This window comes from Longimicrobium terrae, assembly GCF_014202995.1.
Classification (GTDB): Bacteria; Gemmatimonadota; Gemmatimonadetes; order Longimicrobiales; family Longimicrobiaceae; genus Longimicrobium; species Longimicrobium terrae.
This window is the reverse complement of sequence record NZ_JACHIA010000005.1, coordinates 23,629-49,657: the sequence shown is the minus strand read 5'-3', so window position 1 is coordinate 49,657 and position 26,029 is coordinate 23,629. Positions and strand designations below refer to the sequence as shown.

Annotated in this window: 23 protein-coding genes; 9 read left to right on the top strand and 14 right to left on the bottom strand. The window is 66.9% G+C overall.

Annotation, left to right across the window (positions count from 1 at the left end; all coding sequences use genetic code 11):
* Positions 1-754 precede the first annotated feature (754 nt).
* Positions 755-1,912 (top strand): S8 family peptidase, encoded by a 1,158-nt coding sequence (locus HNQ61_RS10385; protein WP_170034331.1) that lies wholly within the window; start codon positions 755-757, stop codon positions 1,910-1,912.
* A 403-nt stretch (positions 1,913-2,315) separates the two neighbouring features.
* Here HNQ61_RS10385 and HNQ61_RS10380 read toward each other — a convergent pair whose 3' ends face one another.
* On the bottom strand, positions 2,316-3,185 hold the full coding sequence (locus HNQ61_RS10380) for a metallophosphoesterase family protein (RefSeq protein WP_170034329.1): 870 nt from the start codon (positions 3,183-3,185) through the stop codon (positions 2,316-2,318).
* Entirely contained in the window at positions 3,182-4,132 is a 951-nt protein-coding gene (locus tag HNQ61_RS10375; protein ID WP_170034327.1) for a nucleotidyltransferase family protein, read from the bottom strand. Before HNQ61_RS10375 ends, HNQ61_RS10380 begins: the two co-directional genes overlap by 4 nt.
* 116 nt (positions 4,133-4,248) lie before the next feature.
* Here HNQ61_RS10375 and HNQ61_RS10370 point away from each other — a divergent pair, with 116 nt between their 5' ends.
* Entirely contained in the window at positions 4,249-4,884 is a 636-nt protein-coding gene (locus HNQ61_RS10370; RefSeq protein WP_170034326.1) for a hypothetical protein, read from the top strand.
* Positions 4,885-5,409: 525 nt separating this feature from the next.
* On the opposite strand, the gene HNQ61_RS10365 is transcribed toward HNQ61_RS10370, so the two are convergent.
* Positions 5,410-7,233: an acyl-CoA dehydrogenase family protein gene (locus HNQ61_RS10365; RefSeq protein WP_170034324.1), complete on the bottom strand. Its 1,824-nt coding sequence runs from the start codon at positions 7,231-7,233 to the stop codon at positions 5,410-5,412.
* 232 nt (positions 7,234-7,465) lie between these two features.
* Between HNQ61_RS10365 and HNQ61_RS10360 the strand changes: the two genes are divergently transcribed.
* Positions 7,466-8,092 (top strand): hypothetical protein, encoded by a 627-nt coding sequence (locus HNQ61_RS10360; RefSeq protein ID WP_170034322.1) that lies wholly within the window; start codon positions 7,466-7,468, stop codon positions 8,090-8,092.
* Entirely contained in the window at positions 8,070-8,249 is a 180-nt protein-coding gene (locus HNQ61_RS10355; protein WP_170034320.1) for a hypothetical protein, read from the top strand. The genes HNQ61_RS10360 and HNQ61_RS10355 overlap by 23 nt, the downstream gene beginning before the upstream one ends.
* Before the next feature lie 88 nt (positions 8,250-8,337).
* Here the strand turns inward: HNQ61_RS10355 and HNQ61_RS10350 are convergent, their stop codons facing one another.
* From HNQ61_RS10350 to HNQ61_RS10330, 5 genes are all read right to left on the bottom strand, one after another.
* Positions 8,338-8,877 (bottom strand): YfiT family bacillithiol transferase, encoded by a 540-nt coding sequence (locus HNQ61_RS10350; protein WP_205761424.1) that lies wholly within the window; start codon positions 8,875-8,877, stop codon positions 8,338-8,340.
* Between the two features lie 214 nt (positions 8,878-9,091).
* Positions 9,092-10,528, bottom strand: coding sequence for a D-alanyl-D-alanine carboxypeptidase/D-alanyl-D-alanine endopeptidase (dacB, locus tag HNQ61_RS10345; protein WP_170034318.1), 1,437 nt, complete (start codon positions 10,526-10,528; stop codon positions 9,092-9,094).
* A gap of 11 nt (positions 10,529-10,539) precedes the next feature.
* Entirely contained in the window at positions 10,540-11,052 is a 513-nt protein-coding gene (locus tag HNQ61_RS10340; RefSeq protein WP_183685631.1) for a TFIIB-type zinc ribbon-containing protein, read from the bottom strand.
* Between the two features lie 110 nt (positions 11,053-11,162).
* Complete coding sequence (locus HNQ61_RS10335; protein WP_170034316.1) at positions 11,163-11,489, bottom strand: hypothetical protein; 327 nt, start codon at positions 11,487-11,489, stop codon at positions 11,163-11,165.
* A gap of 418 nt (positions 11,490-11,907) precedes the next feature.
* Positions 11,908-13,194, bottom strand: a complete 1,287-nt coding sequence (locus tag HNQ61_RS10330) for a hypothetical protein (protein ID WP_170034314.1) — start codon at positions 13,192-13,194, stop codon at positions 11,908-11,910.
* A 248-nt stretch (positions 13,195-13,442) separates the two neighbouring features.
* Between HNQ61_RS10330 and HNQ61_RS10325 the strand changes: the two genes are divergently transcribed.
* From HNQ61_RS10325 to HNQ61_RS10310, 4 genes are all read left to right on the top strand, one after another.
* Positions 13,443-14,366, top strand: coding sequence for a TIGR01777 family oxidoreductase (locus HNQ61_RS10325; protein ID WP_205761423.1), 924 nt, complete (start codon positions 13,443-13,445; stop codon positions 14,364-14,366).
* A gap of 426 nt (positions 14,367-14,792) precedes the next feature.
* Positions 14,793-16,397, top strand: coding sequence for a phytoene desaturase family protein (locus tag HNQ61_RS10320; protein WP_170034312.1), 1,605 nt, complete (start codon positions 14,793-14,795; stop codon positions 16,395-16,397).
* A 244-nt stretch (positions 16,398-16,641) separates the two neighbouring features.
* Positions 16,642-18,015: an aminotransferase class III-fold pyridoxal phosphate-dependent enzyme gene (locus HNQ61_RS10315; RefSeq protein WP_205761421.1), complete on the top strand. Its 1,374-nt coding sequence runs from the start codon at positions 16,642-16,644 to the stop codon at positions 18,013-18,015.
* Positions 18,016-18,158: 143 nt separating this feature from the next.
* Positions 18,159-18,608 (top strand): GNAT family N-acetyltransferase, encoded by a 450-nt coding sequence (locus tag HNQ61_RS10310; protein ID WP_170034310.1) that lies wholly within the window; start codon positions 18,159-18,161, stop codon positions 18,606-18,608.
* Positions 18,609-19,047: 439 nt separating this feature from the next.
* Here the strand turns inward: HNQ61_RS10310 and HNQ61_RS10305 are convergent, their stop codons facing one another.
* The 4 genes from HNQ61_RS10305 to HNQ61_RS10290 form a co-directional block, all read right to left on the bottom strand.
* Positions 19,048-20,799 (bottom strand): serine/threonine-protein kinase, encoded by a 1,752-nt coding sequence (locus HNQ61_RS10305; protein WP_170034308.1) that lies wholly within the window; start codon positions 20,797-20,799, stop codon positions 19,048-19,050.
* A gap of 192 nt (positions 20,800-20,991) precedes the next feature.
* On the bottom strand, positions 20,992-21,483 hold the full coding sequence (locus HNQ61_RS10300; RefSeq protein WP_170034306.1) for a hypothetical protein: 492 nt from the start codon (positions 21,481-21,483) through the stop codon (positions 20,992-20,994).
* Between the two features lie 58 nt (positions 21,484-21,541).
* The gene (locus HNQ61_RS10295) at positions 21,542-22,027 is read right to left on the bottom strand and encodes a hypothetical protein (protein ID WP_170034304.1); all 486 of its coding nucleotides are present in this window, start codon (positions 22,025-22,027) and stop codon (positions 21,542-21,544) included.
* Positions 22,009-22,842, bottom strand: a complete 834-nt coding sequence (locus HNQ61_RS10290) for a hypothetical protein (protein WP_170034302.1) — start codon at positions 22,840-22,842, stop codon at positions 22,009-22,011. Before HNQ61_RS10290 ends, HNQ61_RS10295 begins: the two co-directional genes overlap by 19 nt.
* A gap of 516 nt (positions 22,843-23,358) precedes the next feature.
* On the opposite strand from HNQ61_RS10290, the gene HNQ61_RS10285 reads away from it, so the two are divergent.
* Positions 23,359-24,354: an HNH endonuclease gene (locus HNQ61_RS10285; protein ID WP_170034300.1), complete on the top strand. Its 996-nt coding sequence runs from the start codon at positions 23,359-23,361 to the stop codon at positions 24,352-24,354.
* A gap of 19 nt (positions 24,355-24,373) precedes the next feature.
* Here HNQ61_RS10285 and HNQ61_RS10280 read toward each other — a convergent pair whose 3' ends face one another.
* Both HNQ61_RS10280 and HNQ61_RS10275 read right to left on the bottom strand, forming a co-directional pair.
* The gene (locus HNQ61_RS10280; protein WP_170034298.1) at positions 24,374-24,847 is read right to left on the bottom strand and encodes a very short patch repair endonuclease; all 474 of its coding nucleotides are present in this window, start codon (positions 24,845-24,847) and stop codon (positions 24,374-24,376) included.
* Between the two features lie 38 nt (positions 24,848-24,885).
* On the bottom strand, positions 24,886-25,872 hold the full coding sequence (locus tag HNQ61_RS10275) for a DNA cytosine methyltransferase (RefSeq protein ID WP_170034296.1): 987 nt from the start codon (positions 25,870-25,872) through the stop codon (positions 24,886-24,888).
* Positions 25,873-26,029: the final 157 nt, after the last annotated feature.

The following is a 26,029-nucleotide window of genomic DNA, read 5'->3' as shown; positions in this document are numbered from 1 at the left end:
TGGTGCCGGGTCCGGTGTGAGGGCGAGCTTCTACACCCACTGCTCTGACGCGGAGGACGCGGGGGTTGTACGGCGAGGGGCGCGGGGGAACAGCAGGGGAACCTCACGCAGAGCAGCAGAGCAGCAGAGGAGCAGAAGACGGTGCAGCGGGCAGACGGACGTCTCCAGCCCGCCACGCGGACCTCCGCGCCGATTCCTTTCTTCGGACCTCCCGTGCGCGATCCATAGCCGCGCCCGCGTTCCGCGTCAGGCATTCCCGACGGCCAGCAACTCACCTATTACGACCATATTGACAGACATAAAAACGAAGCTGGATCGCTGCGCATTTGGTAGAACTTGGGCCTAATTCAGGGGTCCGGATCAGCCGGTCCAACACACGATCATTTTGCGTCGTCCCGTTTTGCACGGATCGCCGATGCATAATGGTGTGAGGTGCACCATTCTTGGTCGGACACAATCTGTGTACGGAGCGTTGACTTTGTTGCACGGAAAGGGTTTAGCGCTGTGCGGGCGAATGGCGCGCGCCGTGCCTTGATGCAACCCGCCGAATCACAACGAATGCAGTGCCGACGCAGCCCTGTCCCGTGCCCCCCGGCACGAGGCGCCAGGCCGCTCGGAGAGGAGTTACGCGATTTGCGGAAATCCCGCTGTATTCGGAATACGGTGATCTGGTGGTCCATCCGGCAGGTGCAGTCCCCCGCGCGGCGGCCGAACGGCCGCGCGCAGTCGTACCACCCCACGTACGGAGGATGTCATGAAGCTCAGCCGCACTACCCTCACCCTGGCCGGCGTGCTCGCGCTCGCCGCCTGCTCCGACAGCGAAGGCGTCACCGGAATCCGCGCCCCCGAGGCGGCTCCGCTGCTCAGCGCCGGCGTGAACGCCATTGAAGGCGACTACATGGTCGTGCTCAAGGAAGGCGCCAACGCCAACTCCGTCGCGGCGATCGTCGGCGTGACGCCGAGCCACGTGTACACCACGGCCCTCAACGGCTTCTCGGCGTCGCTCAACCAGGGCCAGCTGAACGCCCTGCTGCACAACCAGAACGTGGCGTACGTGGAAGAAGACGCGGTTGCCGAAGCGGCCACCACGCAGAGCGGCGCCACCTGGGGCATCGACCGCATCGACCAGCGTGCGCGCCCGCTGAGCGGCACCTACAACTACACCAACACCGGCAGCTCGGTGTACGCGTACATCATCGACACGGGCATCTACACCGCCCACAGCAACTTCGGCGGCCGCGCGGCGGTGGCGTACGACGCGCTGGGCGGCAACGGCCAGGACTGCAACGGGCACGGCACGCACGTGGCCGGAACCGTCGGCAGCTCCACCTACGGCGTGGCCAAGGGCGTGCGCCTGCGCGCCGTGCGCGTGCTTGACTGCTCCGGCAGCGGCAGCATCAGCGGCATCATCGCGGGTGTGGACTGGGTTCGCCTGAACCGCACCAACCCGGCCGTGGCCAACCTGTCGCTGGGCGGGGGCAACTCGGCCAGCCTGAACACCGCGGTCACCAACCTGGCCAACTCGGGCGTGTTCGTCGCCGTGGCGGCGGGCAACGAGAACCAGAACGCCTGCAACGTGTCGCCGGCCAACGCTTCGGCGGTCACCACGGTTGCGGCCAGCACCAGCACCGACGCGCGCGCTTCGTACAGCAACTACGGCAGCTGCGTGGACCTGTACGCCCCGGGCAGCAGCATCACCAGCACCTGGAGCAACGGCGGCACCAACAGCATCAGCGGCACCTCGATGGCCAGCCCGCACGTGGCCGGCGTGGCGGCGCTGTACAAGGGCGTGTACGGCAACGCCTCGCAGGCCACCATCGACGCGTGGCTCAAGAACAACGCGACGCTGAACGTGATCACCGGCAACCCCACGGGCACGCCGAACCGCCTGCTGTTCAAGTCGACGCTGTAAGCTTCACGCTCGGCTGAGGGATGCCCGGCACCGGATTTCCGGTGCCGGGCATTCTGCGTCCGGGCGGTACGAGAGTACGAGAGTACGAAAGTACGGGAACAGCTCTCGGCACCCGCCCTGGTCTGGCTGCGGCATCCACCCATATCCCCCCCTCCCCTACTCCTCTGCCCCGCTCCGGACCCGCGCGGGTCCCCCCCGCAGTTCCCCCGCGCCCCTCCGCCACCCCCGCGTCCTCCGCGTGAAACGGTGTTGCCGTTCCGCCTGTCCGCGGGCCGGGTGCATCGGTCAGGGACTACGGCCCGGCGCCCGCACCTCCCCGATCACCCGCAAAAGAAAACGGCCCTCCACGCATCGGTGAAGGCCGTTGTCTTTCGAGACATCCCGCGGGCGGGTGCCGCCGGGGCTAGCGGGCGGCGCCGGCGGGCTGTTCCACACCGGGCTCGGTGGCGTGCTCCGCAGGCGCGTCCACGGGAAGCGGAATCTCATGCACGTAGTACATCGGCAGCCCCGCATCTTCCCGCACCCGCACCATCGACACGTTGAACACCGGCACGCCGCCCGGCGTGGTGCCGCTGAAGGTGCCATGATGCGCATGGCCGTGGAACGCCACCGCCGCCTTGAAGCGGTCGATGGGCTCCACCAGGCGGTCGTTGCCCAGGAACGGAAAGATCTGCTCCGGCTCGCCCATCACCGTTTCCATGATGGGCGCGTAGTGCAGCAGAACCACCCGCACCGGCGTGCTCAGCCGGCGCAGCGCGTACTCCAGCTTCTGCACCTCGTCCAGCGTGGTCGACACGAACTGCTTGGTGTCCTGCTCGCCAAACGCCGTGAGCGTGTAGCGGCCAAAACCGCCCATGTAGCCCTTGACCCCGGCGAATCCCACGTGCTCGTTCAGCTCGAACGGGGCCTCGTCCAGCAGATGAACGCCGCGCGCGCGCAGCATGTCGTTCACCCGCTCCACGTTGCCGGATTCGTGGTCGTGGTTGCCCAGCACCGCCAGAATGGGCACCCGCACGTCGGCCAGTTCGCCCAGCACCACCTCCACCTCGGCGGGAATACCGCGGCGGGTAAGGTCGCCCGCCAGCAGCAGCACGTCGGCCTCCTCGTTCACCTTGGCGAACAGGTCGCGGTACAGCCCGCCGTCCTTTTCGCCGCAGTGAAAGTCGCCCACGGCCGCCACCCGCACCACGCGCGCCGCCCGGTCCTCGCGCCGCCGCCCGAAGGAGGCGCCGGCCGCGCCGCTCTCGTCCGCCACGTTCTGCCCGTCCGTCATTCCTCGTCGTCCTCTTCGCCGTGGCCGCCGGAGGTTTCTTCCTCGAAATTGGCCCGCTCGTCCCACACGTCGCTCGCCTCCACGCCCAGCACCGCGGGATGCTTCTGCATGGCCGAGATGCTGTCTTCGCGCAGGTCGTGGAATCCCCACTCGTTCACGTCGATTGCGAACGAAAAGCGCGAAATCATGGTGCCGCGGGTGATGTTGTGCTCGTCGCCCTCGTCCGAGCGCTGGTGCGCGGCTTCTTCGGCGCGGCCCACCAGTTCGCGCACCACCCACTCCGGCACCTGGTCGCGGTACCCGGGATACACGTAGCGGAACATGGATACCTGCGACAGCAGCAGCGGCCAGTGCTCACCCGTCTTGGTGATCAGGCGGCGCCAGTCCATCAGATGGCCCTTGCACAGGATCAGGTGCGCCACGTCGGCCATGTCCTGGCGGTGGCGTTCGTGAATGAACAGCCGGTGCCAGATCAGCTCCTCGACCGGGGCCACGTGCACGTCGGTGGCGGCCAGCACGGCGGGAGTGCTGTACTTGAACCAGTCATCGTCGATCAGGGCCAGGCCGTTGCCCATCCCGTAGATGATGTCGATGAAGTGGTCGCGATTGGCCTTGCTGATGGCCTTGCCGATCCAGTGCGGCTGCTCCAGCCGGGTGATGAAGCCCGAATCGCGCAGCACCTGCATGGCCTGCAGCACCGCCTCGGGGGTGCAGAACAGGTCCAGGTCCTTGGTCTGGCGATAGATGCCGGTGTGCTCGTAGATGGCGTACGCGCCCGCCACCACGTACGGCACCTTGGCCTCGTTCAGCGCGGCGAGCGCCACCTTGTACACTTCGCGCTCAACCTCGGGAATCCAGAATCCGCCGTGGGTGACGGACTTCCGCTCTTCCTTGGTGAGGTAGTTGAACCCGGGAAACGTGGGTGCGTCCGGCTGAACCTTGGGCATTTGAACCGAATCCGTGGTTGAATCGTTGCGCCGGGGAAAAGCAACAATCGGACCCGTCACGGCTCCAGGCCCCGTGTGCGTTGACCGGCGGCGCCGCGCGTGCGTACCTTTGCCCCATGCTGAACGATCTCAAGAAGCTGTTCTCGGAAAGCTGGAGCGCCTTCGTGACCGAGGCGGGGCGGCGCGGGCCCGAAGACGACGTGGCCGAGCTGCTGACCGGCATGCGCCGCGAGATGGTGCAGGCGCGCGCCTCGCTTCCCCTGTACGACGAAGGCGTCCGCGCCGCCGAGGCCGAGCTGGCGCGCGAGCGCAAGGCGCTGGAAGACGCCGTCCGCCGCGGCGGGCTGGCCGAACGCATTCAGGACGCCGAAACGGTGCGCATCGCCGCCGAGTTCGCGGAGCGCCACCGCCGGCGTGTGGCCGTGCTGGAGGAAAAAGTGCGCGCGGCGCAGGCGGAAAAGGAGCTGCGCGCGGCCGAGGTGCAGGACATGATGCGCCGCTACAAGGAGGCGGACCTGAACCGCTTCGGGCTGCTGGCCGCGGTGCGCAAGGCGCGCGCGCAGCAGTCGGTGCGCGAGGCGGGCGAGGTGGGGATGGACGACTTCGACCGCATGGCCGGCCGCATCGAAAGCGAGGCCGCGTACGGCGACGCGCTCGAGGAACTGGACGATTCGCCGCCTCCGCCCTCCGCTCCCAACGCGGACGATGTGGAAGCGAGGCTTCAGGAGATGAAGCGGCGGATGGGATTGTAGGGGGTCCGGGAGAACGGATCGACCCGGCTCCGGGTTTTCGCGTGAGCAGCGGAGGTGAGCCCTCACCCCGCGTGCTGCGCACGACGACCCTCTCCCACGAACAGATGTGGGAGAGGGAGCACACCCCAGATCGGCGTGGGGAAATAGGCGGAGCGCGGCGGCGGGATTCCGTCCGGCGGTTGAAACCGCGCCTCGAGATACACGAAGTCCGCCTGCGCGGACTGGGTCGCCAACTCTGCCCGCCACGCCCAATGCAGTTGAAGCCCCGAACGGCGCGCGAATAGCGCCGTGTCGGGGCTTTCCGCTTTTGGAGCGGCGGATTCATTCGCTCAGGACAGCCTGGGCCCCATCCAACCTCGAGTCCCACACCGAACCCTCCGCCCGCCCCAACCCTCCCCCAGTCTTTTTGGGGGGAGGGTGGGCGAGTAGTACGAGCCCGGGTGGGGGGCGCCCGTGAAGCCCGCCACCCGCACCCGTTTCCATCGACCGACCCCATCGACCGAACGGCGGTCCCCGAACCGGCTCCTACCGCTTCCCGAACTCCGGCGCCTCCGTCTCCTGCGTCGTGCTGGAGCCGGGGCCCGCATCCATCCCCAGCGCGTCCTGCGCAACGGCGCGCACCAGGTCGTCGCGCTCGCCGTTCAGCTGCACGCGCGCGGCGCGGAACCGCAGCCCGCTGCGCTGGCACGCCAGGTCGCAGACGCGAAGAATCTGCTCCACCGACTCCGCATCCAGCGACTGCCGCGTCGGCGTCAGCGTGGGCGCGATGGTCTCGCCCGCGTCGCGCGCCTCCAGCAGCGCCTGCGTGCGCGACAGCGTGGCCGCGCGCACGTACAGCTCGATCGCCATGTCCGCGATGCGCGCGACCACGAACTGCCGCTCCACGATCTTGCGCCCGTGCCGGCGAATGGCGCGGTCCACCGCGATGCGCAGATCGCGGGTGTGCTCGGTCAGGTAGTCGAAGTGCTTCTGCAGCCGCGGATGAATCTGCTTGGCCAGCTCCGGCTCGCCGCGGCCCAGGGCAAGCCGCACCCGGTCCGCCGCAAAGTCCGTCAGCAGGCCGATCTGCCGGATGGGCTCGCGCAGCGCCGCCGCCACCTCCTTGAGCTGCGCGCCGGGCTCCTGCATCCCCGAAAGCCCCACGAAGATCCGCAGGATCTCGTTGGTCCCCTCAAAGATCCGCGTGATACGCGCGTCGCGGTACAGGCGCTCGTACGGATGGTCCTTCACGTACCCGCGCCCGCCGGCGATCTGCACCAGCTCGTCCACGGCGCGGTCCAGTGCCTCGGAGTTCCACGTCTTGGCGGCGGCGCTTTCCAGCGCGTAATCCACGTCGCCGCGGTCGTTGAGCCCGGTGGTGAAGAAGGCGACGCTCTCCGCCGTGTACGCGTCCGCCGCCATCGCCGCGATCTTGCCCTGAATCAGCTCGTACTTGGCGATCGGCTCGCCGAACTGCTCGCGCGTGCGGCTGAACTCGCTCGCCATCCGCAGGCACTGCTTCACGCCGCCGCCCGCGCCGGCGCTCAGCCCCTGGCGCCCGGAGTTGAGGACGCGCATGGCGATCTTGAAGCCGTCGCCCACCTCGCCGAGCACGTTTTCCGCCGGGACGCGGACGTCCTTGAAGTACAGCTCCGCCTGGTTGCTCCCCCGCGCGCCCATCTTGCGCAACGCCGGGCCGCGCTCGTACCCCGGCATGTCGGGGCGCAGGATGAAGGCCGTCACCCGGTCCGTCGTCTTGCCGTCGCGCTCCACCGGCGTCTGCGCAAAGGTGACGATCACTTCGGAAAACGATCCGTTGCCGATCCAGATCTTGGAGCCGCTCAGAATCCATCCGCCCTCGCCGTCGGGCACCGCGCGCGTGCGGATGCCGGCCGCGTCGCTCCCGGCGCCCGGCTCGGTGAGCGCGAACGAGGCCATCCACTCACCCGTGGCGGCTTTGGGAAGATAGAGCGCCTTCTGCGCATTCGACCCGGCCAGCTGAATCCCCTTGATGCCGATGGACAGGTGCACGCCCAGCATGATGGCGAGCCCCACATCGTAGCCGGTGACGAACTCGAACACGCGGCAGTACGCGCTCTGCGACAACCCCATTCCGCCGTACTCGCGCGGCAGCGAGATGCCGAACAGCCCCATCCGCTTCAGGTCGTCGATGACGTTCTGCGGGATCTGCTCGTGCTCGTCGATCCATGCACGGTCGATGTGGGTTTCGCAGTACGCCCGCAGTTCATCCAGAAAAGCGGTGACGCGCTGCTCCTCGTCCTCCGAAATGCGGGGGAACGGAAACAGGATGCTGTCGTCGATGGTGCCGCTGAAGAGCTGGCGCGTAAAAGATGGCTGGTCGCTGGCCATGCGTGCCTGGATCGCTGATGGGTGCGGCCGCGTGTGCGGCGCGTGACGGATTCCGAATCGGGTCACGGCACGGATCGCACCGCGGCCGCCCATCCGCCCTGATTCGGCCTCGTCATGGGCCTTGATCCCCGGTTCCGCCCCGTGTACTGTACGTCCTCTTTCGCGGCGATGCACGCCGCCGCGATGGGTCCCCGCGGTCCAGCCGGACAGGAGGAGCGAGCCGGTGCCGAGCATGCCTGACACGCTGATGCAGAAAGCGGAACCCCGGCCGGTGGCGGTCCCGGCCGAATCCTCCCATCACTCCGCGAAACGGACGCGGGACACCGTGCAGGCCGCCGCGCCGGCGGTTCGCGCTCCCGAGCCGGAGAAGCAGAAGGCAGAGACATCAACGCCGATCATCGACAACCTGGTTCCGGGCTGGCAGCCGGCCCGGTTCTCGATGCAGACGCTCATCGTCCTGGCGATCGTGGTGGCGGCCATGCTTCTGCTGAGCGCCGGGCTGATGGTGGTGCACCGGCTGTTTCACTTCATCAAATCGGGCGGATGGAGCAAGACACCCGTCGAGATCAGCGAACTCGGCGTCGCGGGCGTGTTCACCCTCAAGCAGTCGCAATCGGATCAGCAGAAAACCGATCGCGTCAGAGATACGGAACTGGCGGCTGTAAACGAGAGGCTTGACGCCACGGTGAGAAATCACAATGCTTTAACCGAATTAGTCAGCGAGATGTCTGGAGTACTTGCGGAACTGAATGCGCGGATCGATCGCCCGATCCTTTCGCAAGCTGTGGTTGACCAGTCGGCTGGCTCGCAGAGCAATGGAATGGAGGGAGACGACGATGCGCGACGAGAGCAAGAGTGATCTGACGGCTCGCATCGAAGCACTCCGTGCGAAAGTACTGGCTACGCGCATCGGGGAGAGCGATGAACTGCTTCGCCAGCAGCTGAAAGAACTCGCGGCGAAGAAGGCGGTGCTGAATGAGAGAATCGAGCGCCTTCTCGGCATGACGACGCCCTGACCGGTTGCCTGATCCTCTCGGATTCGCAAAGCGGGGCCCCGACCAGCACTGGTCGGGGCCCCGCCTCATTCCAGCTGTCGCTGCCGGATCACCAGCCCATTCGCTCGCGGAGCGCGGTGATGTGGGCGATGTGGTGGCGGCTGTGCCACGCGTATAGAGCCAGCAGCTGGTCAAGCCGCATGAGGCCGCGCTCCGGGTGGCGGACGGTGCGCGACCAGTCGGCCTCGCTCATGGCGCGAAGAGTGTTCACCCAGCGCTCGTGCAGCGCCTCCAGCAGCGTCAGCGACACCTCCACCGGCGTGGTGCGCGTGTCGCCCAGCTCCGCCCACGCGGCCTCCTCGTACGGCTTGATGACGGGATTGTCTTCCGTAAGCCCGAGCTTGAGACGCACGTAGGCGTTCATGTGGCTGTCGGGGATGTGGTGCGCCAGCTGCCGCACCGTCCATCCGCCGTCGCGGTAGGGCGTAGCGAGCTGCTCGTCGCTCAGGCCGCGGAGGGCGTCGCGGAACCGCGCCGGCGCGCCGGCGATCTCCGCGATCCACTCCGCGCGGTGATTCTCATCCGCGCCGTCTTCCCAGTGGAACTTGCCCGCGGGAAACCGTGGATCCGCCGCCTCTGTCATCGTCATCGCCGCTGCTCCTGGCAGGTGGTATGGAACGTCCCCTCCCTCGTCCGCCGGATACTAATCTCCGCCCTCGTCGAAGTAAAGAACGATCATCGGCGGTGGTGAAGTTTATCCGCACGACGTTCGGGACGGGCCAAGCACCACAAACGAAAGCGGGGGACCGGCGCCGCCGGTCCCCCGCTGTTCATCTCCCCGGGACATCCATCCCCGCCGCGGGTCAGCGCCGGTAGGTCGCCAGCAGGTTGCCCAGGGCGAGCTGCACCCCGCGCGAGCCGGACGTGTTGCGGCCGTTGTAGATGAAGCTGAACGCCACCGTCTCGCCCCCCGCCGTCTTTACGAATCCCGACAGCGAGCGCACGCTGCGGATGAACCCCGTCTTGGCGTGCAGGTTTCCCGCGGCCGGCGTGTTGTTGAACATGTTCTTCATGGTCCCCTCCGGATCGCCGGCGATGGCCAGCGATTCGTGGAACTGGGCCGACCATGGCGCCTTGTGGGCGTACATGAGCGTACGGACCATGGCGTTGGCGCTGGTGCGGTTCTGCGCGGAAAGGCCGGAGCCGTCCGCCTGCCACAGCTGCCCCCAGGGCACGCCCGCCCGGTCGTGAAAGAACGCCGCCGACGCCGAGCCGCCGCCCGCGTACGTGCCGTGCCCGGTGCTCTTGGCCACGGCCGCCTTCCACAGGTGCTCGGCAAAGAAGTTGTCCGAGTGCCGGTTGGTGACGTGAACGATCTCGTGCAGCGGAATGCTGAAGTGGCGATGGACGACCACCGCGTTTTCCGGTGTCTTGCCCACCGTCACCGCGCCGCGCACCTCGATGCCCGCTTCGCGCAGCGCCTGGCGGATGGCGCCGCCGGCCAGGTACGCCGGCTCGTACGCGCCCACCCCGAAGCGGTACGGCCCGCGGCCGCCCACCCCGCCGCGCAGGCGGATGGTGTCTTCATCCGGCTTGCGCACCGCGAAGGCACGACCTCCGCCGGCGCGGACGTTGTTGATCACCGGGATCTCCGGCACGTCCGGAATCCGCTGAAAGGCCGTGCCCCCGCGGATTTCGATCCACAGCATGTTGCGGTTGAACGGCAGCCCGCTGACGGTGGGGGCATAGCGCGACGCGCCGTTCCCCGTATCCAGCGGCCACTGCGGCCCGAAGTTCTGCTGGTCGTGAATGGAGGGATCGGCCACCACGCCGCCCTCCACCACCCGCACTCCGATGCGCTGCAGCGCCGCGGCCATCTTGCGCGGGCTGGCCATCACGTCCTTGTCCCAGTCCGGATAGCCGAACGCCGGATCGCCCGAGCCGCGGATGACGACGTTGCCGCGCAGGGTGCCGTTCTGCACGGGCCCGGCGATCAGCAGGTCGGTGGGAAAGCGGTAGTCGGGGCCCAGCGTGCCCATCGCCCACACGGTGCTGTACACCTTGTTGTTGGACGCGGGAACGCGCGCCGAGTCGGCGTTGATGGCAAAGAGCGGCTCGTTGCGGTCCATGGACCACGCCAGGATGGTCCACTCGCCCTTGTTGCCCACCAGGGCGTCGGCCTGGGCCTGCAGCGGACCGGTGGCGGGCGTGGAGGCCTGCGTCTGCGCGCCGCGCGCGGCCAGCGCCGCGGCGGCGGCGCTCAGGGTGAGCGCCAGCGCCGCGGTATGAAGGTACTTCATCTGCTTTCCTTTCAGCGTGCGCCGGTGGCCGGCGGCACGGGGGCGGCGGCGGGCTGCACCGGCACGGCGGCCGGAACCGCGGACGCGCCCGAACCCGGGCGGTGGTCGCCGCGCGCCAGTTCAATCTCTTCCAGAATCTGCTGCTGAAGCCGGAACGACGACCGCGTGTTTTCTTCGATGTCGATCATCAGCACGAACATGCCCGCGATGGCCAGCATGGCCACGGCGACCACGATGGAGCCCATGAGCACCATTCCGCCCTGGATGCCGCTCAGGCCGTCGTTGCCCAGGGTGGAAAAGAACATCAGCCCGCCCAGCAATACCAGCAGCACCGCCAGAAAGCGGATGGCGTTCAGCAGCAGGCGAAGGCTGCTGTAACGCGTTTCCACGCCGGCCAGGCGGCGGGGTGCGCGGCGCTCCTTCATGAGGTTGCCGCACTTGGGGCATTTGTCGGTGGTGGGGTCTTCCACCACGGTGCCACACCGCGTGCACTGGACCGGGGTGCTGAACAGGTGCAGGGACATCGTGCGCTTCCCGGGATCATGGACGCGCCGCCGGAGCCCGGCGGCGCGAAGGGTTTCAGTACGTTTCCGAATCCCCGGCAAGGAGCAACGCGCGTGCCACTTCCGGCGGTCTACGCCAGCGCGGGCTCGCGGCTTCCGGTGGCGCGCACCGCGGCGGCCAGGCGGCGCATGCGCACCAGGCGGAGCGAGCGGGCGGTGTGTTTGATGACGGAGCGGAAGCGGCGGCAGGTGCGGCACTCCAGGTCGTATCCGGAGGCGTCCAGCACCAGGTGGCGGATCATGCGGGTGACGGGGCGGGCTTCGAGCAGCTCGCGGCAGAGCGGGCAGCAGGGCCGGCGTCCTTCGCGCATCTGCGAGTCGATGCGGTCGGCGGAACGGCCGTCGAAGCCGCGCCACGCAGAAGCGCGGCGGCCCGGGGTGCGAACGTCCTGTTGCATGCGGGATCGTACGGTGGTGCGAGCGGTCGGGGCCGGTGCCCAGGCCCGATGGACGAAACATCTGGAGGCAGGAACAATGCCAGTTCATCGATCCCGCGAACCTCGTGGGATTCGCTGCACCGTTGCGGGATTCTCCGGCGTTCGTGCGGTGGCGTATTCCGAATAACTGCCCTCACGCGGAGAACGCGGAGGTTGCGGAGGTGCGCGGGGGAACTGATGGGGAGATTGCTTTGGATCGAGCTGTCATCGGCCAGCCACGTGCGCGTCAAGGCATCCTTAACTGCATCTCACGCGGGGGTCGCGGAGGTCGCGGAGGTCGCGGGGACAGCAGAGAAGATGATGGAAGAGTAGATAAATGGATTCGTCGCAGCCGTCTGCGATGTCTGTTCCTATTCCCTATTCCCCATTCCCTATTCCCTCACCCCTCGTCGAACAGCCCCAGTTCCCCCGGCAGCGCCTTGCGCGGCTTCTTCACCCGCGGCGTAGGTAGCGCGGGCTCCAGCAGAAAGTCCACCTCGGCATCCGGCGCGTCCAGGCCGCGGTAGCGCACGCGGCTTTCCCGCCGCAACTGGGCAAGCGCGGCGCGCACCTGCTCCGTCGTCAGGCCGCTCTCCGCAAGGCTCGCCAGCAGATCGCGAAACAGGACGAGTTCACCCCGGTGCCGGGCGTGCAGATCATCCGCGATCGCCTGCGGGTCCGGGCCGCGCGGCTTGGGCTCCGGCGCGGGCGCCACGACGGGAAAGAGTTCCAGGACGGGTGACGGCTCCGGCGCAGATTCCGGCTCCTCTTCCGCCTCCGCGCGGAAGCCGACGGTGAGCGCCACCTCTCCGCCCGCATCCCCGATCGCGCCGTTCAGTTCCAGCGGATGCTCGGGGCGGGAGGCGGCGAGCAGCACGTGGACGGATTCCTTTCCCGCCTCCAGCAGCTGCGTCCGCACAATCCGCCCGTCCTCGCCCGCGGCGGATAGCAGAAGGCGCAGACGCTCCGCCATCGCGGCCAGCGCGGCATCCACGCCGCCGGCACGCTCCGCCGCGCGCCACGCAACCAGCCACCCGTTCCGGTCATCGCCCATGAACGCGGAGCAGCCTTCCACCACGCGCCGCAGGTGGGGCGGATAGTCCGCTAGCGGTCCGGAAAAGCGAGCCTGCTTGCGAAAGTCTTCCTCTGGAACGCGAAGCAGCAGATCGGCGGAGGCCAGCGCGGCGAACGGCTCCACGCTTCGCCATGGAAGCGCGCGCGCCGCCAGCGGAGCCATGCGCATCAGCAGCGGATCGTCACCCACAGCGGCGGCGAGGGCGGGGGTGATAGCGGGAAAGGCGGCTTCCAGCAGGCCGATCTCCCCCGGCGCGATCGTGGCGGGATCGGAGAGGACGCGCACCCGGTTTCCGACGCCGATGCCGTCCAGTGCCTCCGCCAAGCGCGCGACCAGCCCAGGATCCTCCTCCACCAACGCGATGCGCATCATTGCCGCTTCACCCGCCATCGCGCGCACGGCGGCGACGGCGGCGGGCTGCACGGACCGGCCGCTGAGCGCCGCACGTTGCAGGTCTGCCCCCGCGAATGCATCCACGAACCATCCGGAAGCCGCCACCTCCGCATCGCTCGCCTCCGCCGACCGGCGCGCCACGCCCTGCGCCCATCGCCCGGCAAACCCGCCGGCGACGGCACTGGAGTAGGACTCTAGGTCAGGCGTGCGAGGCTTCACGGGATACGGTTCAGGTCAGCGGGCGAACGCGCACACAGGTTACGGGTGAAGAAAATCCGAAGCAAGGGAGAACGGCAGGGAATGGGGAATAGGGAATCGGGAATGGGGAATAGGGCCTGGTCGACGGGATGGGAACGGGAAGAGTCGCGCCGCGAGGGCTGGCGCGGTGATACGGCCATCACTCGGGGGCGGAGTACGAGTTGTGCGTACGATGGACGGAGCGGGTTTCTCCTGACTGGAAGCGGATCATGAGCGATACTTCTCCCGCCGCGGCGGGCACCATGCGGGTTGCGGTCACCGGCGCCACGGGGCTGATTGGATCGGCGCTGGTGGACCGGCTCACACGCGACGGGCACACGGTCGTGCGCGTGGTGCGGGGCCGGGCCGGGCCCGGCGACGTGGCGTGGGATCCTGAGGCGGAGACTATCGATTCCGCCGCGCTGGAAGGGGTGGATGCCATCGTCCACCTGGCCGGCGAGAACGTCGGCACGCGGTGGAACGACGAAAAGAAGCGCCGCATCATGGACAGCCGCGTAAAGGGCACGCGCCTGATCGCGCACGCGGCGGCGCACATGACCCGCCAGCCGCGGGTCTTTGTGCAGGCCGCCGCCACCGGCATCTACGGCGCCCGCGGCGACGAGGCGCTGAATGAGTCATCCGCGCCGGGAAAGGGATTTCTGGCCGACGTGGGCCGCGCGTGGGAAGGTGCGTCGTCGCTGGCGGAAGAGGCGGGGATCCGCGTGGTGAAGCTGCGCTTCGGCGTGGTGCTGAGCGCGCGCGGCGGTGCCCTGAAGCAACTGCTGCTCCCCTTTCGCATGGGCGTGGGCGGACCCGTGGGCACCGGCCGCCAGTGGATGCCCTGGCTGTCGCTTGACGACGCCGTGGAAATGATCGTGGTGTCGCTGCGCGATCCGCGGTACAAGGGGCCCATCAACGCGATTGCCGCCAGCGTGCGGAACCAGGATTTCACCCGCGCCCTGGGGCGCGCCGTCCACCGGCCCGCTCTGATCCCGACACCCGCGTTCGCACTGCGCGCCCTCTTCGGCGAAATGGCCGACGAGACGCTCCTCGGCAGCCAGAACGCCGAACCGCGCCGGCTGAAGGAGCTCGGCTTCCGCTATCTTCACCCCACGATGGAAGATGCGCTGCACGCGGCCCTCCGCGGCGGCTGATCGGCAGGAACGGGCCGTGCGCCGTGACAAAGCGGGGCGGGGACGCTCACCAAAGCGGCGTTACAATCAACTATTCGCAGCCGAGACCCGCGTTACAGAGTTCCTGGTCAGCCACGCAGACTGATACGGCCACGGACTGTCGGCACTCCAAACTGTTGCACACCCACAACTTGGGGAACAATCCGGTCGGGCATCTCCCGGTGTTACATTTCACCACGAGAGCGTCGGTGCGGATGTTACAAAGCATCTGAGAGCCCGGCGCGTCCGGGCGAGCATGATACCCTTCCTGTAGAAAGACTTCGGTAACGCCGGGGATGCAGGCCCGCGTGATAGTCTTCACAATCCTTTGACAGCCGACTTCGCACGCGGTAAATCCCCCGGATCGCGACACTCACGCACGAACGTACCCCGTACTCACGCACTCGCTTGTCGATTCTGGACGTCGCCGTCGTCGGTTCGGGGCACAACGCGCTCATCGCCGCCGCGTACCTGGCGCAGGCCGGGCGCAGCGTCGCCGTCTTTGAGCGAGCGCCGCGGCCCGGCGGCGCGGTGCAGACGCGCGATGACATCTTTGACGGCTACCGTATCGACGTGGGCTCGTCGGCGCACATCCTCATCCACCTTACGCCCATCCTGCAGGAACTGGAACTGGAGCGGTACGGGCTGCGCTATGTGGACTGCGATCCGTGGGCGTACTATCCGCTGGAGGACGGGCGCGCCATCTACTTTCACAAGGATGTGGGGCGTACGTGCGATTCCATTGCCGCCATTTCGCCGAGGGATGCGGTCGCGTACCGGCGGTTTCTGGATGACTGGCGGCCCATCAGCGAGGCGGTTCTGCGCGCGTTCCTGGGCGCGCCCACGGCCGGGCGGCTGGCGTGGACCATGGGGACGGGCGGTGGATTCGCGCGCGGCGGCGCGGAAAAGCTGCAGGATATTCTGGGCTCGTACCGGCAGCTTCTGAATACGACATTTGAGCACCCCGCCGTGCGCGCCGCCATCGAGTGGATCGCCGCGCAGAGCGGTCCGCCCCCGACGGAACTGGGGAGTGCGCCGCTCGCCGGATGGCAGCCGCTGTATCACGACAGCGGCGTAAAACGGGCGGTTGGCGGGTCTGGAGCGCTCACGCAGGCGCTGGTGGCGCACATTCGCGCGCACGGTGGCGAGGTGCACACATCCGCGCCGGTGCGGCGGATCATCGTGCAAAGTGGACGCGCGGCGGGCGTGGAGATCGGCGACCGGGCGGAAGACGGACTGCCGCTCGGCGCGCCGGTGGCGGATAACGGGCCGGGCCGTGTTGTACGAGCGCGTTCGGTGCTGGCCGGCTGCCACGTGGCGACCACGTTCGGGCGGCTGCTGGCGGACGCGCCGGAAGCCGCGCCGCTGCGGGAGCGGGTGGCCAACCTGCGCATCGGCAACGGGTTCGGGATGATCCTGCGCTGCGTGACCTCCGAGCTTCCCGCGTACGCCGGCGCCCCCGCGGACGGCTCGCCCGGGCCGATGCACCAGGGACTGCAGCTGCTCTGTCCCCCCGCGCCGTTCCTGGATCACGCGTACGCCGACTACCTGCGGGGCGAGCTTCCTCGCGACCCCGCGGTGGTGGCGATGACCTGGTCCGCCGTGGACCGCAGCATTGTACCGGACGGTAAGCACCTGCTGTTCGCGTGGGCACAGTATCATCCGTACGCGCTCGCCAGCGACGGCAAATGGGATGACGAAACCCGCCGCCGCGCGGCCGCCGACATCCTGAAGACCGTAGGACGGTTCGCGCCCAACGTACCGGCGTGCCTGGAGCAGGTGTACATCCAGTCCCCGCCAGACCTGGAACGCGAACTGGGGCTGTACAACGGCAACGTGATGCATCTGGAGATGTCGCTGGACCAGATGTTCACCTTTCGCCCCTCGCCTGCCCTTTCCGGCTACCGCACGCCCATTCCGGGCCTGTACCTGACCGGCGCGAGCACGCATCCCGGTGGTGGCGTCTTTGGTGCCTCCGGCCGCAACGCCGCGCGTGTGATGCTCAAGCGCTGATCCCGCGTTCTTATCCGCCCCGACGCCTCGAACGCCCGCCCGGTGTTCGGGGCGTCGCACATCCCCCCGCAGTTCCCCCGCGCCCCTCCGCCACCCCCGCGTCCTCCGCGTGATAGCAGTTTACTGATCGTCAGCAGCACGGGATTCAGAGATCACACTGCACTGCGCGGCGTGGCTAAGTCAGTTATCATTGTGTATCACGATCGCGATATGTATTGAAGCTTCTGACCTGACCCCCACGCACGTGATCGAAACGCTGTCCGGAACCGCCCTGCCCTCCGTTCCCGTGCCGCCGCCGGGGCCGCGTTCGCGCGAGCTTGCGGCGGAGCTGGCGCGATGGGAATCGCCCAACGTCACGTACCTGGCCGACGACTTCCCGGTTTTCTGGGATGAAGCACGCGGCTCCAATGTGCGCGACGTGGATGGAAACGTGTTCCTCGACCTCACCTCCGCGTTCGCGGTGACGGGAATCGGGCACGGGCATCCACGCGTAGTTTCCGCCATCCAGACGCAGGCGGGAAGGCTGCTGCACGGGATGGGCGACGTGCATCCGCCGGCCATCAAGGTGGATCTGCTGCGCGCGCTGGCCGAGGTGGCGCCCGGCGGGCTGAACCGGAGCATTCTCGCCAACTCCGGCGCGGAAGCGGTGGAAGCGGCGCTCAAGACGGCCGTGATGGCCACGGGAAAGCCGCGCGTGCTGGCTTTTCACGGCAGCTACCACGGGCTGACGTACCGCGCGCTGTCGGTAAGCGGGCGGGAAGATTTCCGCGCACCTTTTCAGGCACAGCTGGGCTCGGGGACGGTGTTCGTGCCGTACCCGTATGCTTACCGCTCGCCGTTTGATGGGGATGCGGACGCGATCGGAGAGCAGACGCTGCGGTACATCCGCCACGTGCTGGACACGCCGGGGACCGCGCACGAGGGGATCGGCGCAATCCTGGTGGAGCCGATTCAGGCGCGCGGCGGCGACATCGTTCCGCCGGACGCGTTCCTTCCCGGATTGCGCCAGATCTGCGACGAGCGCGGGCTGCTGCTCATCTTGGACGAGGTCTACACCGGATTCGGGCGCACGGGAAAGTGGTTCGCGTGCGAGCACTGGGGCGTGGTGCCGGACCTGATGCTCGTGGGAAAAGGGCTGACGGGCGGATTTCCGTTTGCCGCCTGCACCGGTACGGACGCGGTGATGCAGGCGTGGCCGAAGTCAGGCGGAGAGGCCATCCACACCTCCACCTTTCTGGGCCACCCGGTGGGATGCGCCGCCGCACTTGCCGCCATCTCCGTGCTGCGCGACGAGGGCCTGGTGGAACGCAGCGCGGCAGTCGGCGAGCGGATGCGGGCGCGGCTGGCGGAGATCGGCGCGGACCACCCGCACATCGGAGAGGTGCGCGGCCGGGGGATGATGATCGGTGTGGAGATGGTGCGCGACCGGACCTCCCGCGCGCCCGCGCCGGAGCTGTCCGGCCGGCTGATGGTGGAAGGGCTGCGCCGCGGGCTGCTGCTGCTCGGCGGCGGAATTCACGGCAACGTGCTCTCCCTTTCTCCGCCATTCGTGATGACGGATGCACAGGTGGACCACGCGCTCGGCGCCATCGAAGAGATCCTGGCCGGGATGCGTTAGATTGTCCGCCCGCGTATCAGACGGGGATAGATTTTACGTCAGCGATGCGCGCGAGGATTGATGGCTGCAGCACCGCGTTCTGTGGCGGGACGGGAATCGTCTCGCGGGGAACGCGGTCCTTTTTTCGACAGAAACGAGACCTGATGGAATATCGCAAGGCGGTTGATGCAGACGTACCGCTGCTGGCCGACATCAACCGGCAGCTGATCGAGGACGAGTGGGACGGCGGCGGAATGTCGATGGAGCGGCTGGAGGCACGGATGCGCCGCTGGCTGGAAGAGGGTGATTATCAGGCCACCCTGTTCATCGAAAACGGACAGACGGTGGCGTACTCGCTGGTGAGCGTGGATGACGAGGACGACTCGGCGTTCATCCGCCACTTCTTTGTGCTGCGCGAGCACCGCGGCGGCGGCGTGGGCAAGCGAGCGATTGCACTGCTGATGGCGGAAATCATCCCGCCGAGCGCGCGGGTGACGCTGGACGTGCTGGCCAGCAACGGGGGCGGGCATCACTTCTGGAAATCCGTGGGATTCCAGGATTATGCGATCCGGATGGAACGGCTGCCCGTGGCGGAAAAGAGCTCGGGCGGCTGAAGCCGCGGCAACAACGGCGCAAAGTCCGCCTGCGCGGACTGTGGGGGCGGCATCGGTGCGGGTGGCGGTCCGCGGCACGTCCGCCTGTCCAGGAGCAAGTGAATTCGCGCTGGAAAGGCACGAAGTCCGCCTTCGCGGACTGGGGCCCAAACCATCGTGCGGATTCCGAATGCAGTTGAAGCCCCGAACCGGATGCGCCAGGAGCCGGTGTCGGGGCTTACCGCTGTCCGAGCGGTGGATTCATTCGCTCAGGAGTGCCTGCGCGCAATCATCATCTCCATACGCGCGATACACCAGGCGCCACCATCGATCCGGAATCCGCCACGCGCGGTAAGGAACGGGCGGTGGATGAGGACACGACGAAGCCCCACGCGAGCCATCAGGCATCACGTGGGGCTTCTCGTCATCCATCAACCATCATCCGCCATCAACCGATCGCTTACCTGCCGCGCGTTCCGTTTGGCGGAGTGGACGGAAAGAAGATGGTGTCCACCGGTTCGGTTCGCGGCGTGGGCGCCGGGATGGGCGTGTACACCGGCGGCGACGGCTGCGGCACCGGCGGCTGCGGCTCGGGCGGCTCGGGCTGCGGCTGGGCCGGCGGCGGCGTGGGCTCCGGCTCGCGCTCCACCGGCGTCGTAGGACGCGGGCGCGGCTGCGTGGGCGTCGTGGGACGCGGCGCCGGGGTCGTGGGACGCGGCTGGGGCTGCGCGGGCGTCGCCGGCTGCGGACGCGTCGCGGCCGGCTGCGAGGGCGCGGGACGGCTCACGGGCGCGCTGGGCCGCGGCGCGGACGGCGACGGCTCCACGGCGGGAAAGGTGGGGTTCACGCCCGTGGCGATCCCCGGCTCCGTCTCCGTGGCGGACGGCTCGCCCGTGCTGACCGGCGGAACGTCCACCGCGGCGGAATCCACCGTCATCGTTCCCGTCACGTCCGTGGGCGACGGATCGGCGGGCTGCGTGACCGCCGCGGTGTCGCGCGCGGGGCGATCCGCCGCCTGCTGTTCATCCCCATCGCCCCGGCCGAACATGGCCCACATGGCGCCCGCACCCACCAGCAGCGCCAGCACGATGCCGATGATCAACCCGCTTCCGCCCTTACGCGCGGGCGCGGCTGGACGCAGCGGCGGCATGGCGCGCGGCGACGACACGGCCGCGGGGACCGGCCTGCGAGGGGCTTCCTCGCGGATGGGCGGCGGCGCGGGAGCCAGCGCAGTCACGTCGTCGGCCGGCGGCGCGGCCACGGGCTGGATGTCGACTGGAGGCGCGGAAGCCGCCACGGGCGCCACGATGGCCGGCGCGGGCGCAACGGCGGTGACGTCATCCGGACGCTGGGCCGCATCCAGCGCTTCGGCAAAGGCGGCGGCGTCCGGATACCGGTCCGCCGGCGACTCCGACATTGCCCGCATCAGCACCGCTTCCACCGCGGCGGGGACGCGCGAGTTGAAGGCGCGGATGGGGCGGCGCACCGTCCACGAGGTGGGCGCCTCGCCGGCCTTGGTGGCGAACGGCCGCTCGTTGGTGAGCAGCTGGTATCCCACCACGCCCAGGCTGAACACGTCCGTGGCGGCGGTCAGGTCGCGCGCGCCGGCCAGCTGCTCGGGGCTGGCGTAGGCCGGGGAAAGCGGCGTGTTGGCGCCCCGCGTTACGGTGGCGTCGTCTTCCACGGCCTGCGCGATCCCGTAGTCCAGCAGGCACACGCGCGTGGGCTCGTCGTCCGAGGCGGGCTCGGCCAGAAAGATGTTGGCCGGCTTGACGTCGCGGTGGATGAGGCCGGCGCGGTGACCGATGGCGAGGCCCTCCGCCGCGTCGCGCAGGATGCGCAGGCCATCGTGCAGGTTGGGGCGGCCGTGATGGGTGAAGTACTGGGACAGGTTCTGGCCCCAGAGCATTTCCATCACCAGAAAGTCCAGCCCCAGCTGCGGATCGGTGCCCACGTCGTGCACCGTCACCAGGTTGGGATGGTGCGGCAGGCTGGCGGCCGCGCGCGCCTCCTTCTGCAGGCGCTCGCGCATCTGCTCGCGCAGCCCCTCGTCCACCGCGGTGAGCGTAATGACCTTTACGGCCACGGGCCGGTTCAGCCGCTTGTCCAGCGCCTGGTAGACCACGGCGAACCCGCCGCGGCCAATCACCTGCTCGATGGTGTAGCGCTTCACCAGCGTGTGGCCGGTGAGCAGGCCTTCCAATCCCGCCATGTGCCCCCGCATCCGCGAGTTAGCGCCGCTCGGCTCCCGGCCGGCCAGCCCCGGACCGTGTGGCAAGATGCGAACCGGATCAGACGACGCCTGTTCCGGCCAGCTGCACCGGGCCGCCGCCATCCGCCGAAACACAGCGCGCCCTCCCGTTGCGGGGAGGGCGCAGGTAGGAAACGGCAGGTGCGATGGAGTTCAGTCCGGCGCGCGCGTGCCGGGAAAACCCTGCAGTCCAGCAAATACGCGCGCCTCACGCCAGCCCCAACCACCGCCACCGCGCAACGCCGGAGGCGTATGCCGCTCGCGGTAGCTCCACTCGCCGCGGATGACCGCGAGGTCCACATACGCTACTGAATCCGTCACCACCACCGATTCCACGCGAACGAAGCGGTTGCGCCCTGGCCGCGACGGGGCGGGCTCCTGCGCGCAGGGGTCGTTCACCGGGCGGTCCAGCAGATCGCGAGCGATGAACCGGATGCTGTCGATCATCGCGACGGGCCGGCCGGCCTGCTCGTACACGCTGCATGCATCGAAGGGCAGCAGATCGCCCATCTGCCCCGCCCTTGCCGACATCACCGTGCGGATCGCTTCCAGCCTGGATCCGGCGTGCTGCGCGCTGGCGGGCATGGGAGCAGCGCCGGCTCCGAAGAGCAGCAGGATAAGGAGAACGCCCGACGTTCGAGACATGGTGGCAATCTGATTTTGGATGATCTCCACAGGCCGCAACCGGCGCTCGGGCTGCAGATCAGTGCGACGGAGTGATCCGCGTGCCGGGATACACTTGCACGCCGCGGAGCGCCCAGCGGCGTCCATTCGCCGTCAGCATGAGGTCATGGCGCTCGCGATACATCCATTCTCCGCGCTGGACGGTGAGGTACACTGAACCCGTGGAATCGCCCAGCACCAGAGAATCCACCGCCACGCTGCGCGAGTTGCCGGGCCGTGATACGGGGGCGGGCACCGCGCACGGTTGATTGACTGGCCGGTCCAGGAACTCTCGAAGCCCCGGGGAAAGACGCGAAATCAGACTGTCCGGTCTGCCGCCCTGCTCGTAGACGGTGCATGCGTCGAACGGAACAGGATCATCCATCATGTCCAGACGCGCCCGCATGCTGGCTGAAACTGCATCGAGCTTGTCCGCGCGGTATTCGCTTTGGCCCTGACCGCTCAAAGAGCCGCTGTGGCCTGCCAGCAATGCCACGATGAACAGGATCAGCGACTTTTCAAGCACGAGTTCTCTCCGGGGTTGAGCAGGTCGAAAGGATAGTCCATGTAGATCAGATAATTTCCCACTTGGTGCGAACCGAGAGGGTGGCGGTAGCCCAGTTCATGCCCCGCCTCGTGCAAGGCCGTAGCGGCAAGCTCATAGTAATCGCCTGACAAGGCCAAAACGAGCGTCTTGGGTTCGATATGGATGGTTCCGCTTCCCTCATCCCACGCGCCGTAATGATCGCGTGTTCCGCTGGGTGTATCATACTTTCCCTTGAACACCTCCCCGCTCGTCACCATGCTGTTGAATGTGTTAAGTAGTTGCTCGCACATCTCTGCAGTGGCAGAATCGCTGATCTCAGCCTTTGGACGCACGAAGGCAGCAATTGCATTCTTGATCAGTTGCTTGTCGTGGTCGGACAGTAGCTGATTACACGTCGGATCGACATTCGGATCGCAGGACATCGAAGGATTTCCCCCGCCGCCCCCACCGCCGCCGCCGGAAGGCGAGGTCGGACTGCAGGTGCCGTAAAAGGCGCAGTCGTTCTCCATCACCGGGATGTCGGTGGGTTGATCTTCGCAGCTGGGGTACGTTCCCCCGTTCTGGCATGCGGTCACGACAACCACCCACGGGTCTGCCATCACCTGCATTGTCGGCTCGCCCGGGGCGCCCTCACGAATGAAGGTGCGGGTGATCCGCTCCATGGCACCCCGCGTTGCCGGGACCGTGCATTCGGCGTTCCGCACCAGGGTGGCGCCATTCGCGTACCCTCGGTAGGTGAACGCCCGCGTGACACCGCCGGGCGCCAGCTCCGCCCGCGGGAACACAACGTTCATCCGCCGCCCGTGCTCGGCCGACTGCCCACGTCCGTGCACGTTCCGGACGAACAACTCACACGAGTACACCACGCCATCCGCAGACCTCGCGCTGCTCGGTGCATCGGGCGCTGCGCTGGGCGGTGTGCTCCGGCTCACGGGATTGTCGCACGCCGCGGTAGATGCGAGCAGCAGGACAGCGACAAAAAGGCGAGTCTCGCGTTCATGTGGGCCCAGGGCTGAAAGGTGGGAGCGGATCTCGGTAAACCGCTGTGTGACTCGAGGCAGACACTCAGCTGGATCACAAATAACGTCCCGATACACGCGATTGCAACAGCAGACTGGCCCGCAGATCCAAGAGATGCCGCCGAGCATGGACGACAATGCAAACAGAAGCATGCGGATCCTCCATGAACTGGCTAGAAACCAATGCATTCAGACCGCAAGCAAGAGGCTCTGTCCTCTCGATGGCGGAAAGTATATGATATTGGAACTCTAGTCGGTTCAGCACGCACGTTAGCGGACACCGAGCTTTCTATGAACGACGCCTCATTCCCTGGTCCCGGGTTTCTCAACCTGCAGATGGATGCGCTTTCTAAAGACAGCCACAAGGATGACTTTTTAGACCAACGCTGGGACGGGATTGTGGTACCCGACCAGTTAGATGAAGTGGTTGTACTTGCTGATGGGGCGAGTGGCCCTTTATACCCGCTACCAGAGCCGGATTCTAGTGAGCTGGCCCTTCTTCTACCGCGAGACGATCACCGGGCCATCTACACGCTCCTGCATGCGCGGCAGGATCATCCACCCACAATGGCGGAGATTCGTGCCCATGCAGAGCGCACCTTGGGGGAAGCACATGAGCAGATAGACCGCCGCACGCGAGAGTTGCGAACTCATTTCCTGATTGAAGTCGTTCACCGCCGCGGCTCTGGGAAGCGTGCGGAAGCGACGTACAAGCTCGTTGGCCGACGGCCCGCTAAAGGAGGCGCGCGGCGGCAATTAAGTGCGAAGACTGAGGCCACCGTTTTTGAGGCATATGGATACAGGTGTGCGATGTGCGGCAGGTCACCAAAGGAGGATCGCGTAAAGCTAGTCATTGATCATAAAATCCCCGTCGACTGGGGTGGCACAGACGACATTGATAACCTCCAAGCGCTCTGTAGTGAGCACAATCACGGAAAGCAGGCTCACTTTGCTTCATTTGACGAATATGGTCCGGCGATCCGCGATGCAATCAACCACGGGGAAGTACACCTGCGGATTGGCGAACTCCTGAAGGCACTACAAGGCCGTGATGTTCCGGTCGATGTAGTCAACCTGGTAGCACGAGAGGAAAACAAAGGAGATCCAACCCGGCGCTTACGCGAACTCCGCTCGATAGGTTGGGAAATCAAGGTTAGCAAGAAACGAGTGGGGAAGCGCATGATCTCCTACTACCGGCTCGAGCGGTTTGCCGCGTGGCCGCCGGAAGGGCCCCGGGCGGCAGTGAGCCACATCGAAACCGAACGAAAGAAAAGGAAGCGAGCATAGCGTGCTACAAACGCGTGATCTATTCAGTCGCCGGGCCGTTGGTGTTACTCGCGAGAGTCCCACGCACGGCCGCTGTGATAACTTGTGCCACGCCTTCAATGTCCCGCTTAGTGTCGCTTTCCCAGAAGCGCAAGACAGTCCAGCCTTTCGCCCGCAGTTCAGACGTCACGAAGTCGTCTCGTGCTACATTCCGCTGGAACTTACGTACCCAGTATTCCCGGTTTGGTGATTTTATCTTTGCCACCACAGCATCGAGGCCTTTCTCTCTCAACAGCCGGCCGTGCCAGTAATCTCCATCAATGAAGACGGCGAGACGCTGCCGGGGAAAGACTATATCCGGCTTACCGGGCAGACCGGTGTAGTAGGTGCGGTAGCGAAGTCCCCTGCGATGCAAAATTTTGCGTAAAGCGACCTCAGTCCGATTGTCCTTGGATCGGATCGCGCTCATGTTACGGGCAATTTCATCGCGGGGCTTCGGGCGATAGCTACTCATAGCGCAGCCCCAAGTTCTCAATGCCAACCCGGTAATACTCACACATCTAGCGTGAGCACTTCAGATTTGCGCGGCCGGGCTCGCGCCGTGCCTTTTCCCGTGAGCGCATCCCGGATAGAGGTTGCGACAGCCTCTGCAACAGGCGGCGGGAACGCGTTCCCTACCTGTCTATAAGCGGCCGTTTTCCGTCCCGCGAACTCCCACTCACGGGGAAAGCCTTGAATCTCAGCGGCCATAGAGACGGTGAGCTTCGGCGCACCATCGATGGGGAAATCTGGCCCGGGAGGTAAGTCGGCGAGGCCCATAGCATCTACCCTCATTGCACGCCACGCGGCTTTAGCCCGGGTTGGCCCGAGATCTGGCCCGCCGTGCTTTTTCGATCCGCCAACGAGCGTAGGGGCGATGCCTGAGGCTACCTCCGCCCATGCGTTTGCACCCGCCCACTCCCGTGCCGCCATAGCGGAACGTAGCGTGCTTCCCACAGTCGGGGGAACTCCTACCGGCTCCGGCCATGCGAACCGGGCGAACGCGCGGGGGCGCAGCGCGATGAGAATGAACCGTGGGCGGAGCTGGGGTACGCCGTAGTTGCAAGCGTTTAGCACTCTCCAATCCACCCGGTAGCCCATCCGCTCTAACCTAGCGACTACATCCCGTCTGTAATCCGAAAAACGCGAACCGGAAAGGCCTTTCACATTCTCCAACATGACTGCTTTCGGCCTTGCTTTTTCAATCAGCCGGAGCGCCGTCGGGAAAAGATCGCGCTCATCCTCAGCCCCGAGTTGCTTCCCAGCAATCGAGAATGGGGGACAAGGCACTCCCCCCGCGAACAGGTCGACGCCGCGGTAGTCCCGGGCCCGCAGATCACGCACATCCATCTCAAGCGGATTCCAGCCCGGGCGGTTTTTTCTTAGCGTAGCTGCGGCGAACGGATCAACCTCAACGCAGGCCACGTGGTTGAAACCAGCTTGCTCGATCCCCAACGCCTGGCCTCCAGCGCCAGCGCAAATCTCTAGAGACGTCAGCATCTGGCTATCCGGTACTCAGGAGGACTGGGGGTGAACGGGGGAAAGATGGGTGCAGAGAGGCCGATTTTCAAGACCGCAATCGGAAGATGCGCAAGAACTTAGCCTTACACGATCTTGTTCGTGCAGTGGCGGATTGTGGTCTGCCGGGATGGCACCT

Coding starts and splice junctions, on each gene's coding strand:
- HNQ61_RS10310 (WP_170034310.1), top strand. CDS start 18,159: ATGGAATATCGCAAGGCGGTTGATGCAGACGTACCGCTGCTGGCCGAC.
- HNQ61_RS10350 (WP_205761424.1), bottom strand. CDS start 8,877: ATGACGATGACAGAGGCGGCGGATCCACGGTTTCCCGCGGGCAAGTTC.
- HNQ61_RS10290 (WP_170034302.1), bottom strand. CDS start 22,842: ATGAACGTTGTGTTCCCGCGGGCGGAGCTGGCGCCCGGCGGTGTCACG.
- HNQ61_RS10285 (WP_170034300.1), top strand. CDS start 23,359: ATGAACGACGCCTCATTCCCTGGTCCCGGGTTTCTCAACCTGCAGATG.
- HNQ61_RS10275 (WP_170034296.1), bottom strand. CDS start 25,872: ATGCTGACGTCTCTAGAGATTTGCGCTGGCGCTGGAGGCCAGGCGTTG.
- HNQ61_RS10325 (WP_205761423.1), top strand. CDS start 13,443: ATGAGCGATACTTCTCCCGCCGCGGCGGGCACCATGCGGGTTGCGGTC.
- HNQ61_RS10335 (WP_170034316.1), bottom strand. CDS start 11,489: ATGCAACAGGACGTTCGCACCCCGGGCCGCCGCGCTTCTGCGTGGCGC.
- HNQ61_RS10375 (WP_170034327.1), bottom strand. CDS start 4,132: ATGCCCAAGGTTCAGCCGGACGCACCCACGTTTCCCGGGTTCAACTAC.
- HNQ61_RS10365 (WP_170034324.1), bottom strand. CDS start 7,233: ATGGCCAGCGACCAGCCATCTTTTACGCGCCAGCTCTTCAGCGGCACC.
- HNQ61_RS10300 (WP_170034306.1), bottom strand. CDS start 21,483: ATGTCTCGAACGTCGGGCGTTCTCCTTATCCTGCTGCTCTTCGGAGCC.
- HNQ61_RS10380 (WP_170034329.1), bottom strand. CDS start 3,185: ATGACGGACGGGCAGAACGTGGCGGACGAGAGCGGCGCGGCCGGCGCC.
- HNQ61_RS10280 (WP_170034298.1), bottom strand. CDS start 24,847: ATGAGTAGCTATCGCCCGAAGCCCCGCGATGAAATTGCCCGTAACATG.
- HNQ61_RS10360 (WP_170034322.1), top strand. CDS start 7,466: ATGCCTGACACGCTGATGCAGAAAGCGGAACCCCGGCCGGTGGCGGTC.
- HNQ61_RS10385 (WP_170034331.1), top strand. CDS start 755: ATGAAGCTCAGCCGCACTACCCTCACCCTGGCCGGCGTGCTCGCGCTC.
- HNQ61_RS10355 (WP_170034320.1), top strand. CDS start 8,070: ATGCGCGACGAGAGCAAGAGTGATCTGACGGCTCGCATCGAAGCACTC.
- HNQ61_RS10305 (WP_170034308.1), bottom strand. CDS start 20,799: ATGGCGGGATTGGAAGGCCTGCTCACCGGCCACACGCTGGTGAAGCGC.
- dacB (WP_170034318.1), bottom strand. CDS start 10,528: ATGAAGTACCTTCATACCGCGGCGCTGGCGCTCACCCTGAGCGCCGCC.
- HNQ61_RS10370 (WP_170034326.1), top strand. CDS start 4,249: ATGCTGAACGATCTCAAGAAGCTGTTCTCGGAAAGCTGGAGCGCCTTC.
- HNQ61_RS10340 (WP_183685631.1), bottom strand. CDS start 11,052: ATGTCCCTGCACCTGTTCAGCACCCCGGTCCAGTGCACGCGGTGTGGC.